Consider the following 15,836-nt stretch of genomic DNA (forward strand, 5'->3'; position numbering starts at 1 on the left):
CCGGGTTTCTCCTGCCCCGAAGGGAACCCCGATGACACTGCCACCGCTGACCCGCCTGGCCAGCACACCCACCTCTTCCGACGGCATCCCGCACGGCCCGCTGCCGCGCAGGCCACAGCCACGCATCGCCGTGGTCGGCGGCTCCCTCACCGGCTGCACCGCCGCGCTCCTGCTGCGGCAGGCCGGCTTCGACCAGGTCACCGTCTACGAAGCCGCGCCCCACAGCGCGCCACGCGGTGGCGGCCTGATCGGCCTGGAACACCCCGCTCTGGACACCCTCGACCGCCTCGGCATCGACCAGGACGAGATCGTCGCCCACCGCTCGGAGACCATCTGGCAGGTCACCGTCCGCGCACGCCAGCACACCCACACAGCCCGGCGGACCTACCCCGGCCGTAACACCACCTGGAACCTTCTACACACCGCGCTCACCGCCCGCCTGCCGGACGGCATGCTGCACACCCACCGCCGGGTCACCGGGCTCACCGGCCGACAAGGACAGCCGCTGCTGCACTTCACCGACGGGACCACCCGCCACGCGGACCTGGTGCTCTTCGCCGACGGCCGCACCTCCACCGGCCGCCGCCTGCTCGACCCCGACCGGCCCCTGCGATACGCCGGCTACGTCGCCCACCGCGGCCACGCCCCCACCCCCGACACACCACTGCACGACTTCCTCCGCCTGGAACCCGAACCCGGCTGCCAGTACAACGTCGCCCCGGTCCCCGGCGGCCTGGACTGGACCTTCTACCTCAACTGCAGCCCCACCGACTACACCCACCGCTTCGGAGCCCCACCCGAACAGCGCGTGTTCGCCCTCCCCCAGCACGTCAGCCCCACCGCCCACGCGCACGTCAACGACCACGCCACCCGCCTGCTACCGGCCGAGCACGCGGCAACCGTGCACACCACCAGCACCCGGATGGCCGTGCCGGTGATGGACATCGACCCACCCACCCGCATGGTCTGGCCCATCGGCAGCGGCTGGGCGGTGCTGCTCGGCGACGCCCTCGCCCCCGTCCGCCCCCACACCGCCCGCGGCGCGAACAACGGCATCGAACAGGCCGCCGGCCTGACCACCGCCCTCACCCAACACCACCGCCACGGCGCCGACCTGGCCGCCGCCCTGCGCGGCTGGCAACAACGTCACCTACCCGCCGCCGTGGCCGCCGTGCTGCGCGGCCCGGCCATCGGCGCCCGCCTCGGCCTCGGCGGCCTCTCCACGCACACCCCTGAACCCTGACCCCGCCGCCACAGGCGTATGCGGCGAGTGGCACCGACCCGCGAGCCGGCATACGCCTGCCACCAGGGACACCTGCACCCGTCCGGCTGACCGTGCAGACCCGGCACCCCTTGACCGATCCCCACACCCAGCAGAACGGACACAAGCGCATGTCGCTGCACCTGTACTTCGACCTCACCGACACGCTGCGGCTGGCCGAACACGCCGTCGCCGCAGCCGAGCACGCTCCGTCGTTCACCGAGACCGAAGAGCAGACCACCTGTCCAGGTGCCCTGGAATGGGTTCACGACCAGGGCATCTACCTGATGTCCAACGGGCTGCCCCGCCTGACGGACCCGAAACGCCCCGACCGCAACCTCACTGTCCACGCCCACGGCTGGAACCCCGACGCCGACGGCTACCGCCGACACCCCCTGGTCGGCGACGACTTCCTCGAGCACCTGCACCTCACCGACCAACCGCGCCCCCTCATCGGCATCCTCCGCGCAGCCCACACGGCCGGCTACCGGTGGCTGCACCTGACCGTCGCCGCCGACACCTACGTGGTTCGAGTCGCCAAAACCCGACGCCACGACTGACAGCGGCCGCCGGACCCGCCCCACCTAGGCAAGGGCGGGCCGGCGGCTTACCCACCCCGTCACGGCGGCCGACGCAGGACGGTTGGGACGTCACCACGAACGCCACCGCCCCGACCACACCGGCCGGTACACACCCATGGGCCGCGCCTGGACCTGGACCGCCGTGGACCCCTACGACTGCGACCGCATCGTCGGCGACACCCCCAACCCCCAACCCACCCACAACCACGGAGAACCCACATGCATGACCACGACAGCGACGAGTACATCCACGAGGACACCCTGCAGGCCCTGATCCGGCACCTGCTCACCACCGCCGACCTCGACGAACTCTGCGACGACGCCGACCTGCCCCACCTCGTGCACGACGGCGAACCGGTCACCGTCACCACCGCCCGCACCTACCACGACGCCGAGGTCCTCACCCTCGACCGCGGCGTGTGGCTGGAACTGTCCGACGGCAGCGCCTTCGGCCTGACCGTGCACATCAACCGCCGCCCACGAGGCGAGGTCACCCTCCACCGATCCCGCCCGTCCTCCCGAGAGGACCAGTCATGACACCCCACCTGATCGGCGTGTACCACAACACCGAGAGCCGGTTCTTCCCGTACGAGCCCGGCCACACTCTGACCCAGGTCTTCTCCCACTGGCGGCACCTGCCCGACCCGGCCGACGCGGAGCAGGCCGCCGACTGGGCCTACCGTGTGTTCAACGCCGACCTCGACCACCTGGAGACCGGCCGTACGACACCCGGCGGGGAGACGGACTTCCTCGTCGCCTGCGCGTACCGGCTGCTGCGGCTGCGCTCACTGTCGACCGGGGACGTCGTCGCCGTCACCTCCGACGGCCACACCACCTGGCTGGCCTGCGAGTTCACCGGCTGGCGGCGCGTCGACACCCCCGCCCACCGCACCGGACGGCCACTCACCGCCGAGACCGTCTACCAGCACCTGCGGGGCGAGCGGGATGCGTGACCACCCGTGCCACCAGCACCCGCCGGGCCACCACACCGACGCGTGCCTGACCGGACCGTGCGGATTCTGCGGCACCGACCTGCGGGCCGTCGCCTCCGGTGAGTGCCGATCCTGCCAGCGCCTCGTGTGCGAGGCATGCGACGGCGGATACGACATCGACCTCGGCCCCGTCTGCGGCCCCTGCGCGCGGCCCGACACCGTCAGCGGCCCCGGACCCGACCTCGACAGCCCAAGTCCGAGCCGACGCCGCCCCGCTGACCGCACCCCAGACGTCGCCGTGAGGCGGCGTGAACCGTGATCGGCCCGCCCGAAGGCGGGCCGTCGCCGTAACCGGGCGAGATCGTGCCGGGCCCACCCACGCGCGACGACGCCCCGATCGCGCCCCGCCCGCACCCCGCACCCCGACGCCGCCCTGTCGCGGCGGTTCGGCGTGGCCACCACCCCTTCCCCGCGAGGTCGCCTCGTTGTCGTACCCAGATCGCGCCCGCAGGAGCCGTTCCGTCATCACAGAAACCTCTGAATGGCCTACTGCCACAGCGCGCATGGTCGTCGTTGACACTGGGCGGCGGACCGACTGGTCCGCCGCCCAGCGCACACCTCGGAGCCGAGGTCAGTTCTGCTGCATCTGCCCGATGAGGCTGATGCCGAGGGACATCACCGTCAGCGAGGCCGCACTGGCGTTGATCATGAGCATCCGGTCGGCGTCGCCGAGATGATCACCATGTACAAGCGGCCGCACGAGATGACTTCCTGGGCAGGGCAGTCCTGCTTCCTACCCCAGGGCCCGCAGCGGGGCCAACCTGCACTACCGCCTCGCCACACCGGACAGGGGAGTGCTTACAAGCGCGACCGGCCTCCGTTTGTTGATCACCTCGGACGCGGTGTCGGGGTCGACTGCCCGACAGCCACGATCTCCGTGACCACCCTGAACCGGGCCGGCATCGCCGCCGACGCATCCGTTCGTGGCTGCGCTGCCGTCTGGTGGTCCACGAACCGCCGCAACCGGGCCAGCGCTCCGCCCGTCCCCAGCACCTCGTCACAGCGGGCCAGGACATTCAGACTGGCCGTCCGCTCCGCCTTCTCGATCTTGCCGAGAAGGTCCGGGCTCACGTACACCAGCGCCGCGAGCCGTGCCAGCGACAACCCACGCTGCTGCCGCCAGCACCGCAACTCCGCCCCGAGAAAGTGACACGCGGACGCGTACGGCCTCAACTCGGCCGGTCGCTGCCCCATCAGACCCGCCTACGCCCGTCAGCGAGTGAGTACACCCGCGCCCCGCTACCGGCGGTCAGCGGCAGCGCCGAAAGTTCAGAAATGTCCCCAGGCACCGTGGTCACGAGGACTCGGACCGGCCCAGGACACTCACTGTCAAGCGAGATTACGACCGCTGCCCCCGCCGCGACACCGAGATGAACGGTGGGGATCGCCTCCGCGTCGCCGGCCGGGGACGTAGCCGGTGTGGGTGCGGGCTCTGCCTCCCGTGCCGGCGGTGCCACCGTCTCCGCCGCTTCGACCGACCGGCCCAGACCGTAGATGACGTACAGGCCGATCGAGGCATCGTCGTCCACGCCGAAGACGGCACGCAGCCCCGCCCGGACGTGCGCTACCGGCCAGCGATGCTCGCCGCGCTCCAACTTGCCGATGTAGGCGCTGCCCAGATAGACGCGTCGTCCCTGGTGCTCCCAGACCCACGCGTTGACCGCCTCGGCAACCTCCTGCCGCGACATCACCCGCCCCGACCCCGTCGGCGACCGCAACCCCAGCCGCGCACGCCGCAACAGGTCATTCGGACTACGGGGAGCCCTCGCGTGAGCGCCCGACACGCCGTCCACCTCCGTCGAGGTCACCAGTCAATGGGAGTGCGGACAGCGAATAGGCCGCCGGTCGGACCGTCCGGCGGCAGCGTCGCCAGCCACACGGGCGTGTCACGCGCGATCGCTGGTTGGCCACTCGCGGCGATCACCTCGATACCACTCACGGTCCCGTCTCCTCCGAACGTGGCGAAGGGCCGATGGCCGGCTGCTGAGGGCGGGGATACCGATGCGTCCAGCCGAGGAACCGGTCGAATACTCCCCCGCAACCGCCCGTACTCCTCCCGTCGAGATCACGCAGATCGTCGATGGCCTCGTGCAGACACGACGACAGGTACAGCGACAACGCGACCCGGTTGCCCTCGTACTCGACAAGAAGCGATTCCCGCGCCGGAACGCACGGCCAGGGGTGGCCGCAGGCGCGGCAGTGCCACCGCGGACGCGACGGCACATGCTCACCCAGCGCTCGGCCACCGCCCTCGCCAGACCCCGGCTTTTGCACGGTCACCGGCGGACCCCCTGTCGGCTCCGCTGCTCGAAGAACCGACGCCAGGCGTAGGTGAACAACGGCGGATCCGCCGCCACCGGCACCGCAGGCAGCGCGGGTGACGAGCAGGGCCGCCCCGGCTGACAGGTTCTCGCGTTGCCGGAGATGTACAGGGTCACGCCCACTCCCCCGCTACGTTCGGGTTCTCGGCAGCGGTGGGCTCGCCACTGGCGAGGCGAGCCCACCGCCACCGGGCGGCGGTTGGGAGCGGGCCGCCGGTCACCCACCCACGCAGCCCTGTCGGCAGTACGCGGACGGGGAGTTGTCCTCGTACGGCAGCGATTCGCGGCGACGCCGTCCCGCCGCCTTCCGCTCGACAACCGCTCGGGTGCATACGTCCACCCAACCGGCACCGGGCGACGACTCCCAGCGCGGCAACGGCGCAGAACTGATGCATCCCCATTGCGTTACGAGGCGTGAGCTGCATGAATGATTCCGTGATGACCGAGGGCCGAGGGAGGAATACGTGGCGGGCAAACGCCGGCACCGGCTAGCCCATTGTCGCAAGACGATCGGGCTGAGCCAGGAACGCCTGGCCGAGTCCCTCGGCGTCGACCGCTCGACAGTCGTCCGCTGGGAACGGGCGGAGACCGATCCCCAGCCCTGGCACCGACCACGCCTGGCAGCGACCCTCCGGCTGTCGATCGAGGAACTGGCCGACCTCCTGGTCGACGTCGGCCAGCCGCCCGCCCCGCCGGACGAACGTCTCGCCTACGTCCTCCGTCATCCCCGTCGCGTCGACCTGGTCGCCGTCGCACATCTGCGGGAGCGCGTGCAGGGCCTCGACCAGCAGTACGATCGCCTCCCCTCCACACTCCTCCTCGCCGAGGCAGGACAGCTCCACGGGCAGGCGATCTTCCTCCGTCAGCACGCCAGCGCCGGACCGGTGCACCGCGAACTGGCAGCAGCCGTCGCCGAATCGGCCACGCTGATGGGGCAACTCGTCTGGGACGCCTCACAACGACGCGACCACCACGCCAGCGCCGCGTACTTCGATCAAGCGATCAACGCCGCCCGCGACACCCGCGACGTCGTCACGGAGGCCAACGCCCTGCTCCGCAAGAGCTACCTGCCCCTCTACGGCACCAAGCAGCCCGCCAGAAGCCTGGTCCTGACCACGAACGCCGCAGCCGTCGCCCGCAACGACAGTCACGTCATCGCCGGCCTCGCACACCTGCACCGCGCCGAGGCCCACGCCATGCTCGGCCAGCCCCGAGACTGCTCCGACGCTCTCTCAGCCGCCGAGAACCACCTCGCCGCAGTCGATGCCCACGATCCAGCCGCCGCCCTCTTCTGCCCGAGTCACCACACCCGGCTCGCGGGTTCCTGCTGGCTGTTCCTGAACAAGCCGGCCGACGCGATCCCGGCGCTGGAGAACGCCCGACACCTGATCGCCGCACGCAGCAAGTCCACCGCCGTCGTCCTGGGCAACCTGGCCCTCGCCAGCATCCTGCAACGCGACACCGACGCCGCCACCTCCTACCTCCACGAGGCCATCGACGTCATCGAACGAACCCGCGCCGGAGGCGGCCTCAACCTCGCCTTCACCGCAGCACGACAGCTACGCCCCTGGCGCGACCAACCCGCCGTCCAGGACGTCAACGACCGACTCCTCACCCTCATGACCCCGTAGGAGCCACCGGTGACCAGCCTCGCCGAGATCGACCACGCCAAGCAGACCGTCCGGCACCACGTCTGGGACCTCCTCGAACGTGAACGCGCCGCCCCACCCGGGGTCCACGGACACATCCCCGACTTCGTCGGCAAGGACACCGCCGCCGACCGACTCACCGTCCTGGACGCCTGGAAGACAGCACGGGTCATCAAGTGCAACCCCGACCGCGCCCAACTTCCCGTCCGGATACGCGCACTCCAGGAAGGCAAACTGCTCTACATGGCCGTACCGCGCCTCGCCACCCCCAAACCCTTCTACCTCCTCGACCCCACCACCCTGACCGCCCCGTATGACACCGCCGCCACCAGCACCGGAGCACCGAAGGTCGCCCCCACCGTGAGCCCGGACGAGATGCGACCCCTCGACCTCATCGTCTGCGGCAGCGTCGCCATCAGCCGACACGACGGCATCCGGATCGGTAAAGGCGCCGGCTACTCAGACCTGGAAGTCGCCCTCCTCGCCGACGCCGGTCTCGTCACCACCCACACCACCATCGCCACCACCATCCACCAAAGCCAACTTCTCGACGACGAACTACCCCACGCGACCCACGACTTCCCGGTCGACCTCGCGATCACCCCCCACGAGGTACTGAGCTTCGGACCACGACGAAAAGCCCTCCCCGGGATCATCGCGACTGATCTCCGCCCGGACCAACTCGACCAGATACCCGCCCTGAACCGCCCAACGCACGGCGCGGGATGACAGTTCGGCCGCGCTACGTGGGGCGCGGGCAGGTCGCCGACGTCCAGGCACAGATGACACCCAAGGAGAGCTACTGCCGTTCACCGGTGCAACACATCGCCAGCGACCCTCTCCCTTACGCCAAGGGCTCGGCCCGCCCCAGGGTCGACCCGTGACCGGCGGCCACCTTCAGATCGTCGTCTGCGGCGCCGGCCCCACCACCGATGTCGCCCACCTCGTCCACGCCGCCCACGCGCAGACCTGGACAGCAGCCGTCACCGCCACACCCAACGCAATGAACTTCCTGAACACGCCTGCGATCGAGAAGTTGACCGGCACCACCGTTCGGTCCAGCTACCAGGCATCCCCGGGCGCCCGCCGGTCACTGCCCACCCCCGACGCCCTGGTCATCGCACCCGCCACCTACAACTCCATCAACAAGATCGCCCTCGGCCTGGCCGACAACTACGCCATGACCACGGTCGCCGAACTGATCGGACGCCGGGTTGCCACCGTCATCGTGCCCTTCGCCAACGCCGCCCTCGCCGCCCGACTCCCCTTCCGCCGCGCCGTGACCAACCTCCGCGACGAAGGCGTACACGTCCTTCACGGACCCGAACACGACTGGGAACCACACCCACCCGGCAGAGGCAATGACCGTCAACGCAGCTTCCCCTGGACAACCGCCTTCGAGATCGCGGCCCGGCATGCCGGCTAACTGGTTCGACCGACCACGTCCAGGATCGATGCCAGCCCGCCACGCGCAGAGCGTGTGACAGCCGTGGGCGTGACCATTCCGCATGCCGCCGGCAAGATCGACAGTAGGGTCAACGCAGTGAACGCTTCCCAGACCGGACCTGGAACGTCGAATGCCGGGACGCTCCGCGAACACCTCGTCCGCACTCTCGAACAGCGCGGCCACATCCGCTCCGCCGCCGTCGCGCACGCGTTCCGGACGGTCCCCCGCGAGCAGTTCCTCCCCGGGGTCGACCTGGAAACCGTGTACACCCGCCGCCAGATCGTCACCAAACGGGACCCCCACGGTGCCGCGTTGTCGTCAGCGTCGAGCCCCAGCCTCGTCGCGGACATGCTCGAACAACTCGCCCCACAACCCGGCCACCGCGTCCTGGAGATCGGCGCGGCCACCGGCATCAACGCCGCCCTGCTCGCCGAGATGACCAGCCCCGACGGCACGGTCGTCACCATCGAACTCGACCAGGACCTCGCCGACGGCGCCCGCGCCGGCCTCGACCGCGCCGGCTACGACACCGTGAAGGTGATCTGCGGCGACGGAGCCCTCGGCGACCCCGACCACGCACCCTACGACCGGATCATCGTCACCGCCGGCGCCTGGGACATCGCCGCAGGCTGGTGGGAACAACTCGCCGACCACGGCCGCATCGTCGTACCCCTGCGCGTGCACGAGAGCGGCCTGACCCGATGCTTCGCCTTCGACCGCACCGGCCCCCACCACCTGGTCAGCACCACAACGCCGCTGGTCTGCGGGTTCGTCCCCATGCGCGGCGCCGCCGAGCACACCGACCACCACGTACGCCTCGACACCGACGTGGTCCTCAAACTCGACGCCACCGACCAGCCCGACCGCACAGCCCTCGCCACCGCCCTGAGCCACCCCCGGCTCGAACGCTGGACCGGCATCCAGGTCAGCGACACCGACCCCATCGGCCACCTCGACCTATGGCTCCTCGTGCACGCCACCAGGCCGTTCGGTCGCCTCGGCGTCGGCGACACCGCCCGCACCAGCGCACTGGTCACCCCCGCCTACCGATGGGCCGGCGCCGCCATCTACCACGGCGGCACCATCGCCTACCTCGCCTTCCAAGACACCGGCGACGGCCACCACGAACTCGGCGCAATCGCCCACGGACCAGACGCCCCCACGCTCGCCACCGACCTGACCAACCGACTCGACCAGTGGGACGCAGCGAACCGCCCCAACCAGCCCACCGTCACCGCCCACCGCACAGGAACCCGGCCCGCCGGGCCCGACGACCTTCGCCGATCCGACACGATCCTCACGATCTCCTTCTGACCGCACCCACGCCGGGGCGATCCTCCAGATCATCCGGCGAGATTGAGAAAGGGAAGGTCCTCATGGGCGTGGAATTTCGCCTGATCCTGGCCGGCGCCCCTCCCGTCGACGAGGTCGCCGCCCTGACCGCCGCCACCCCCGACGAGACACCACAGCCCGCGTCGAAACCGGGCCTACTCACCGCCCGCCTGTACGACCAACGCGGCTACGCCATCTCCGTCCGCGCCGGCACCCACAGCTACTACGGGGCACAAGCCGACAACGACGCCCTCTGGGAATGGGAACCCGACACCTACGTCAACGTCACCTTCTCCCTGCGCGCCGACGACCTGGCCGACAAGGGAATCCCCAACATGGCGGCAGCGGTGCTCCGGATCCTGGCCGGACGAAGCGAGGACGCGGCCCTGATCCAGGACGGCAACTACCTCCTCCTCACCCGAACCAACGGTGTCACCCGCACACACCGCACGCACTGGTGGAACCACTACCACCTGGACCACCTCATCACCGGTTGACCTCTCCCGTTCCCGCCAAGGACACGGTCCAGTGGCAGGCCACATCCCGAAGGGGTCATGGAGAACACCAGCAGCAGAGGTCATGACGAGAATCGGCTACCAGCTGACCCTGGCCGGGACAGGTCCCTACAGCAGGAGGCGAAGCTCGTCGCATCCAGGAGTCTCGGCATCATCTCGAATCTGAGGCGAGACTGAGAGTGGGCGGCGCATGGGCATCGATTGTCGACTGACCCTGGCCGAGGGACATCCCGCTGGAGCAGGTCGCGGTGCTCGTCACACCGGAAGGGTCCTGTAAGAGCACCGACGCCGGCTCCCCTCGCCTGCTCACCGTCGACCTCACCACCGAACGAGGATTCGGTGTCAGCGTCTTCGCCGGCAGCAACGGCTGCCTCGGCGCCGAGGACGACGACGGCACCCAGCGGCAATGAGAGCCCGACCGGTACGTCAACGTCATCTTCGACATGGTCGACAACGACCAGCCGGACACCGCCACCGCCGACATGGTCGCCACCTTGGCCCGAGTCCTGGCCGACCGGCCGGAGGACGCGGCGCTGGTCCTCGCCCTCCCATCTCGGGCATCTCAGCCGATCCTTCGAAATAACTTCGTGACGAATATATGCTCGCCACGATAATGTCTGCGCATGAAGACCCCGCTACAGGAGCCCGCGTTCCTGATCCTGACCGCTCTGGCCGCGGGACCCATGCATGGCTATGGGCTGATTCTCGAGGTGACGGAGTTGTCGCAGGGGCGACTGTCCCTCCGACCTGGCACGCTGTACGGCTCCCTCGACCGGCTGGCCGACGAGGGACTGGTGACAGTCGACAGGAAGGAGATCGTCGACGGCCGCGCCCGGAAGTACTACCGCCTCACCGACGAGGGGACCACCTTGCTGCGTACCGAGACGGATCGCATGCGCCGGGCCGTCGAGGCGGCGACCAGCCGCCTCGCTGGTCGTGGGGCGACGCAGCCGTTGACCGCGTCCCGCAGTGCGCGTCTGGCCGGTGGTGTCGCATGACGTCCGTGCTGCGTCAGCGTTACAGCGGCGCCCAGCCGACACGGCAACCGAGTCACCGCCGTCATCACCACGGTCATCACCGCTTTCGCCCTCGCAACCGCGGCGACAACGGTGCTGATCGGGCCGCGCCATAGCGTGCGGTACGAAGCGGTTCTCGGCGTGATGCTGTTCCTGACGCTCATCGCCACCGGTGCGGTCCTCACGGCCCGGCGAGACCAGCGCGCCTGGTGGCCCGCGATCCTGCTACTCGGGCCGGTGCTGCTGCTCAGTCCGAGATTCGGCCTGTCCGCTGTGCAGGCACTACCCGCGTGGGGCAGCCGGCAAGTAGCCATCGCCTGGACCCTGATGTCCCTGGTGGTAGCGGTGGCCTCGCTGCTGATCGCCGTCAGTTGGCAGACGAGACGAGCCCGACACCGGGACAGCCTGGCAACAATGACCGCCACCGGCCGAACGGGCGGCGCGGGTGCCGGCTAACTGACGGCCCAGATGACCGGCCTGTTCGGGTGCCGGCACGAGCCTGGGCGAGGTGCTACGCGTGGGTGGGTCGGTTCGGCCGGTGGAAGCCGGGTGGCAGGTTCCGGCGCACGGTGCGCTCCGTCCGGCCGATGCGTCGCGCGATCTCCTTGTACGAGAGGGTTTCGTCGAGCCCGAGCCAGTAGGCGACGGCGGCGGCGGTCTCGCCAGGAATCGGTGCCGCCTGCGCAGAACCGCCTGACGTGGGTGGCTCGTCGCCACCACCGTCGTCCGCACGGTCAATCGCGGCGGACTGTGGCACTACGGGTTCGGGCAGTTCCGTCTCGGGGTGCCGCTCGTCAATTCTGTAGGGCTGCTCCGGGACCGTCTCGTCCACTGCGCGTTCGGTGGGCGGGTCGGCGGGCGTTGTGGGCCGGTCGGGGCCGGCGGCCTCCTCCGGCCTGTTGCGGCCAGGGCGCGGGCTCGTGGTGTCCGGGTGTGGCCGTGTGAGCGGAGGCCCGCTCTGCGGAACCTCGCCCTCGGGCCCGGTACGGTCGCCGCCGACGCGAGGCGCGCTTCGCCAGCGGAGGCGTCGCCGCTCGCGTGAGGTGCCGGTGGCGGCGATGAGGGTCGGGGTGAGGTCGGCGGCGATGAGGTTGGTGAGTCCGTCGTAGTCGGCGGTGGCGGCCAGCCGGGCGGCGATCTCGTCGAGGTCGTAGACGTGGACGGCGATGGCAGCGGTGGCCGGGTCGACCGCCGATCTGATCTTGCGGCGCAGGACCGTGGCGATCGCCGCGTCACGGCGTTCACGGCGCAGGTTGATGCGGGCGGCGTCGAGGGATCCGTAGAGGCCGAGCTGCGGGTGGGCTTTGGCCATGGACCGGGCGCGGCGGGTGACCAGCGGGTGCCGGAGCCAGTGGCCGAGCAGTTCGTAGGCGGGCGTGGTGGCGGGGAGGGCACCGACGGCCCGGAGACGGTCCCGTCGCAGGTTCTCGACGTGCATCAGCCACACGAGGTAGCCCAGGGCGGACATGCCCGCGAAGAATCCGGCGACGAGCGGGTCGTCGTGGGACAGCCAGTTGAACGTGACCGCCGCGGCGGCGACGGCGGCGGACAGGATCCGGGAGGCGACTGCGTGTTCGCCGAGGCGGCGCCGGACGTCGGCGTTGGCCATCACGACGACGCCGCCGAGTTCCAGGGTGGCGACGGCGGGGATCGCGAGGAGCGGGTGGATGTCGAGTTTCTGTGTGGCGCCGATGACCTGCCCGGCCAGGGCCACCAGGAGCACGAGGACGTAGAAGACGGTGCGCATCCGCGCGGCCCGGCGGACGGCCTGTTCCAGCTCGGCGTCCAACCGGCCGGCACCCGACGGTGGGGCTGCCCGGCTGTGGCGGGTCGTGTCATGTGGGGGTTTTCCGGGTTGGGTGAGGGTGGGCCAGCCGGTGCTGGTGCGGCACCCGCCGCCCACGTCGATGCTGGTCACGTGGCTTCACCCCTGTCCGTTGGTGCTCGGGCGGGTACGGCGGAGGCGGGCGGTGAGGGTGGCCGCCAGGGTTGTCGTGTCGTCGCTGACCTCGGTGTCGATCTCGCGGAGAGCACGGGCGAGCTGGCGGTGCAGGTCACGGATCGCCGCAGCGTCGTCGAGAGCGGCGTGGACGCGCATCGCGGCCTGGTACAGCGGCTCCGCATAGGGGTGGAGGCCGATCGCGGTCGTGAGCACCGCCAGGGCCTCGGCTGGCTGGTCGTGGAGGGCATCGGCCAGGGCGAGGGCGGCGTCGGCGGCCTGCCGGCGGATCGCCTCCCGGTACGGTCCGAGCCACTCGTAGCTCTTCCCGCCGGCGAGAGGCCCCTGGTAGGCGTCGACGGCGCGACGCAGCGCGGTGATCCGTTCGGTGGCAGTGGTGGCGCGGTCGGCCTGGTCGAGGGCGTCGGTCATCCGCCACAGGTCCACGTCCAGGGTGTCGCGGTGCAGGACGTACCGCCGGTCGGGGTGGGACAGGTAGATGGCCGGGCCGCCGGTGTGTTTGAGGACGCGGCGCAGGTTGTAGACGTAGGTGTGGAGCCGGTGCGGGGCCTTGCTGGTCGTCGCCTCGGGCAGGAGGTCCTCCAGGATGGCTTCCTGGCTGGCGGTACCGCCGCGGACGGCGAGGTAGACCAGCAGTTCCAGGGACTTGGCCCGCAACGGCTGGGTCGCATCGACGTCGACGACGCGGGCGTCACCGAGCACCCGTACCTCGACCCGGGCCACAGCGGCGCCCAGCGGCGGCGTGCCGGCGTCCTCGTCGCGGTCGCCTTCATCGCTCGGCTCGGTGCCCCGGGCGTCGTCGGTCTCGCCTGCGGGAAGCTGGTGCCGTACCGGGGGCTGCGGCTGCTCGACGGGCAGCCCGTCGGCGGTGACCGGTACCGGCTCGGGTTCGTGGTCGGGCACGGCCGGTCCGAGTGCGAGGCCGCCGCCGTTCTCGTCGTCGGGAGATGCGTCCCCCGTACTCGACAGGTCGTCGCGGTGACGGGCGTCGGCCTGCGGGATCGGGGCCGCCACGGCGGGTGCCGGTGGCTGGCCCGTGTGCGCCTCGGCGAGGACGCGTAGCAGCTCGGCGGTATCGGTCGGGTCGAGGACGGTCAGCCGGCCGATGTCGGCGGCGTGGCGGCCATGCCGTGGGGCCCCGTCGGCGGCGGGGCTGGTGGTGCCGTCCTCGGCGACGGCGACGCTGTCCCCGTCGGGCCAGACGCCGAGCAGGACGCCGTGGATGTCGAGACGCTGCCCCTGGGCGAGCAGCGCGGAGATACGGGCCCGTTCGTGCGCGGCGGTGACGTCGGCGATGAGCACCACCGGCGGCAGTGGTTCGACCGATGAGGCTCCGTCGCGCAGCCCGGCGACGGTGTCGACCTCGTGGTCGAAGCAGAGCCGGGTGCGGTGCAGGATCTGCTCCTCCAGGAACGCGAGGGCGTCGGTCAGGCCACCGGCGACGGTCAGGCGAGGCGTGGCGACCGTGACGGCGGTTCCCGTCAGGGTGGCGAGGACGGCTGCGGGAATGACCACGTGCCCGAGCCGGTGGGGCTCCTCCGGGCTGTCGGCGGCGAGCGCGGACACCAGGATGCCGCGAGCGGCCCCCTGCGCCCCCGGTCCGGTCAGGCCCAGTCCCTCTGGCGGACAGACGTCGATCGTCGGGCTGGCCAGCGCCGGCGTGACCAGGGAGTCGACCGGTCTCGTCGGGGTGTCGGGGGCCGGCTGGGACGTACTGTCGGGAACCGCGTTGATGACGGCGGGGGCCGGTGGTGTCTGCTGGCGTAGGGCACGGCGGATGCGGGTCACGACGGGCGGCACGGTGGCCGGGTCCGGATCTTGGCGCTGGCCGTTCGGGGCCGAAGCGTGGTGGGTGTGGCGGCGCTGGCGACGCGTCCAGGCGAGAGCGACAGCGGTCAGCACCGCAGCGGCCAACGCCGCGTCCACCCAACCCCGATCACCCAGGGAAACGCCGGGTCGGGCACATGCCGGCGACGACCCGTTCCCGGGCGCGACGGGCGCCTCGGCGATGTCGGGCGTGGGGGACGAACTGTCGGCTCCGTCGTTGGGTGCCGATGCCGGGGGGTCGATGTGGTGGCCTGGGCCGGGTTCGGCGCGCGGAGGCGAGGCCGGCGCGGGCGGGGGCGGAGGCGTGTTCGCGGCGACGGGCAGACGCAGCCTCCAGCCCGGACGGATGAGGTCAGGGTCGGTCAGCGCACCGGTGTCGAATCGTGTGCCACGGTTGAGGGTGTAGATGTCCCGCCACCGGTCGGCGTCGTCGAGCCTGCGCGCGGCGATCCTGGACAGGCTGTCGCCCCGCCGCACCGTCACGGTGCGCCGCTGGGTGGCATCGCCGTCGTCCGGCTGCGCCAAGGTCTGCCCAGCACGGGCCGGGCGGTCACTGTCGGCGGGCGGTAGGGCGGGTCGGTCCGTGGGGTCGGCGGCCGTGGCGGCGAGCGCGGCGGAAGCGGTTCCGCCGACGCCTGCGGTCACGGCGGTCGCCCCGAGCAGCGCGGCGGTCAACCCCTGCAACGGCCCCGGCAGCCGCACCTGGGCAACCCACCGCAACCGGCGGCCGGCACGGTCGTACAGGCCTGTGAGCACGGTGGTGGCCAGCAACGCCCAGAGCGCCCACCCGGCCATGATCCCGAGAACGGCGAGGAAGCCGGGTGTCAACGGCTCCGCGATCCACGCCCGCGCCTCGTCACCGGTCGGCCACCGCATACCGGGGCGACCGAGCACCCACAGCGGTACCGCGGGAGCGCCTACCACGGCGAAAGCGG

18 protein-coding genes are annotated in these 15,836 nt (G+C 71.0%); 12 read left to right on the forward strand and 6 right to left on the reverse strand.

Annotation, left to right across the window (positions count from 1 at the left end; all coding sequences use genetic code 11):
* Window positions 1-31 precede the first annotated feature (31 nt).
* The 4 genes from ACQUFX_RS22185 (at window position 32) to ACQUFX_RS22200 (ending at window position 2,795) form a co-directional block, all read left to right on the forward strand.
* Window positions 32-1,243 carry an FAD-dependent monooxygenase gene (locus tag ACQUFX_RS22185; RefSeq protein ID WP_428962242.1) on the forward strand — a complete coding sequence of 404 codons (1,212 nt, stop codon included), beginning with the start codon at window positions 32-34 and terminating at the stop codon, window positions 1,241-1,243.
* 110 nt (window positions 1,244-1,353) lie between these two features.
* Window positions 1,354-1,821: a DUF3085 domain-containing protein gene (locus tag ACQUFX_RS22190; protein ID WP_428962243.1), complete on the forward strand. Its 468-nt coding sequence runs from the start codon at window positions 1,354-1,356 to the stop codon at window positions 1,819-1,821.
* A gap of 240 nt (window positions 1,822-2,061) precedes the next feature.
* Window positions 2,062-2,379 carry a hypothetical protein gene (locus ACQUFX_RS22195; RefSeq protein ID WP_428962244.1) on the forward strand — a complete coding sequence of 106 codons (318 nt, stop codon included), beginning with the start codon at window positions 2,062-2,064 and terminating at the stop codon, window positions 2,377-2,379.
* Window positions 2,376-2,795, forward strand: a complete 420-nt coding sequence (locus tag ACQUFX_RS22200; protein ID WP_428962245.1) for a hypothetical protein — start codon at window positions 2,376-2,378, stop codon at window positions 2,793-2,795. Before ACQUFX_RS22195 ends, ACQUFX_RS22200 begins: the two co-directional genes overlap by 4 nt.
* A gap of 610 nt (window positions 2,796-3,405) precedes the next feature.
* Here the strand turns inward: ACQUFX_RS22200 and ACQUFX_RS22205 are convergent.
* The 4 genes from ACQUFX_RS22205 to amcA form a co-directional block, all read right to left on the reverse strand.
* Window positions 3,406-3,534, reverse strand: a complete 129-nt coding sequence (locus tag ACQUFX_RS22205; protein WP_428962246.1) for a hypothetical protein — start codon at window positions 3,532-3,534, stop codon at window positions 3,406-3,408.
* Window positions 3,535-3,662: 128 nt separating this feature from the next.
* Window positions 3,663-4,028 carry a helix-turn-helix domain-containing protein gene (locus ACQUFX_RS22210; RefSeq protein ID WP_428962247.1) on the reverse strand — a complete coding sequence of 122 codons (366 nt, stop codon included), beginning with the start codon at window positions 4,026-4,028 and terminating at the stop codon, window positions 3,663-3,665.
* Complete coding sequence (locus ACQUFX_RS22215) at window positions 4,028-4,525, reverse strand: hypothetical protein (RefSeq protein WP_428962248.1); 498 nt, start codon at window positions 4,523-4,525, stop codon at window positions 4,028-4,030. The genes ACQUFX_RS22210 and ACQUFX_RS22215 overlap by 1 nt, the downstream gene beginning before the upstream one ends.
* Before the next feature lie 585 nt (window positions 4,526-5,110).
* The gene (amcA, locus tag ACQUFX_RS22220) at window positions 5,111-5,272 is read right to left on the reverse strand and encodes a multiple cyclophane-containing RiPP AmcA (protein WP_157527241.1); all 162 of its coding nucleotides are present in this window, start codon (window positions 5,270-5,272) and stop codon (window positions 5,111-5,113) included.
* Window positions 5,273-5,619: 347 nt separating this feature from the next.
* Between amcA and ACQUFX_RS22225 the strand changes: the two genes are divergently transcribed.
* From ACQUFX_RS22225 to ACQUFX_RS22260, 8 genes are all read left to right on the forward strand, one after another.
* The gene (locus ACQUFX_RS22225; protein WP_428962249.1) at window positions 5,620-6,786 is read left to right on the forward strand and encodes a helix-turn-helix transcriptional regulator; all 1,167 of its coding nucleotides are present in this window, start codon (window positions 5,620-5,622) and stop codon (window positions 6,784-6,786) included.
* A gap of 9 nt (window positions 6,787-6,795) precedes the next feature.
* Window positions 6,796-7,533: a 5-formyltetrahydrofolate cyclo-ligase gene (locus ACQUFX_RS22230; RefSeq protein ID WP_428962250.1), complete on the forward strand. Its 738-nt coding sequence runs from the start codon at window positions 6,796-6,798 to the stop codon at window positions 7,531-7,533.
* A gap of 151 nt (window positions 7,534-7,684) precedes the next feature.
* Window positions 7,685-8,230 (forward strand): flavoprotein, encoded by a 546-nt coding sequence (locus ACQUFX_RS22235; RefSeq protein ID WP_428962251.1) that lies wholly within the window; start codon window positions 7,685-7,687, stop codon window positions 8,228-8,230.
* A 117-nt stretch (window positions 8,231-8,347) separates the two neighbouring features.
* Complete coding sequence (gene fxlM, locus ACQUFX_RS22240; protein ID WP_428962252.1) at window positions 8,348-9,565, forward strand: methyltransferase, FxLD system; 1,218 nt, start codon at window positions 8,348-8,350, stop codon at window positions 9,563-9,565.
* Window positions 9,566-9,627: 62 nt separating this feature from the next.
* Entirely contained in the window at window positions 9,628-10,080 is a 453-nt protein-coding gene (locus tag ACQUFX_RS22245; protein WP_428962253.1) for a SitI3 family protein, read from the forward strand.
* A gap of 266 nt (window positions 10,081-10,346) precedes the next feature.
* Window positions 10,347-10,508: a hypothetical protein gene (locus ACQUFX_RS22250; protein WP_428962254.1), complete on the forward strand. Its 162-nt coding sequence runs from the start codon at window positions 10,347-10,349 to the stop codon at window positions 10,506-10,508.
* A 213-nt stretch (window positions 10,509-10,721) separates the two neighbouring features.
* Complete coding sequence (locus ACQUFX_RS22255) at window positions 10,722-11,096, forward strand: PadR family transcriptional regulator (protein WP_428962255.1); 375 nt, start codon at window positions 10,722-10,724, stop codon at window positions 11,094-11,096.
* Window positions 11,097-11,207: 111 nt separating this feature from the next.
* Window positions 11,208-11,570 (forward strand): hypothetical protein, encoded by a 363-nt coding sequence (locus ACQUFX_RS22260; protein WP_428962256.1) that lies wholly within the window; start codon window positions 11,208-11,210, stop codon window positions 11,568-11,570.
* A gap of 55 nt (window positions 11,571-11,625) precedes the next feature.
* Here the strand turns inward: ACQUFX_RS22260 and ACQUFX_RS22265 are convergent, their stop codons facing one another.
* Complete coding sequence (locus tag ACQUFX_RS22265) at window positions 11,626-13,032, reverse strand: hypothetical protein (protein ID WP_428962257.1); 1,407 nt, start codon at window positions 13,030-13,032, stop codon at window positions 11,626-11,628.
* Window positions 13,033-13,038: 6 nt separating this feature from the next.
* A complete protein-coding gene (locus ACQUFX_RS22270; RefSeq protein WP_428962258.1) occupies window positions 13,039-15,825 on the reverse strand; it encodes a BTAD domain-containing putative transcriptional regulator in 2,787 nt (928 codons plus the stop codon).
* Window positions 15,826-15,836 lie beyond the last annotated feature (11 nt).

Origin of the sequence: Micromonospora fluostatini, from assembly GCF_050410825.1 — a bacterium.
GTDB classification, from domain to species: domain Bacteria; phylum Actinomycetota; class Actinomycetes; order Mycobacteriales; family Micromonosporaceae; genus Micromonospora; species Micromonospora rosaria.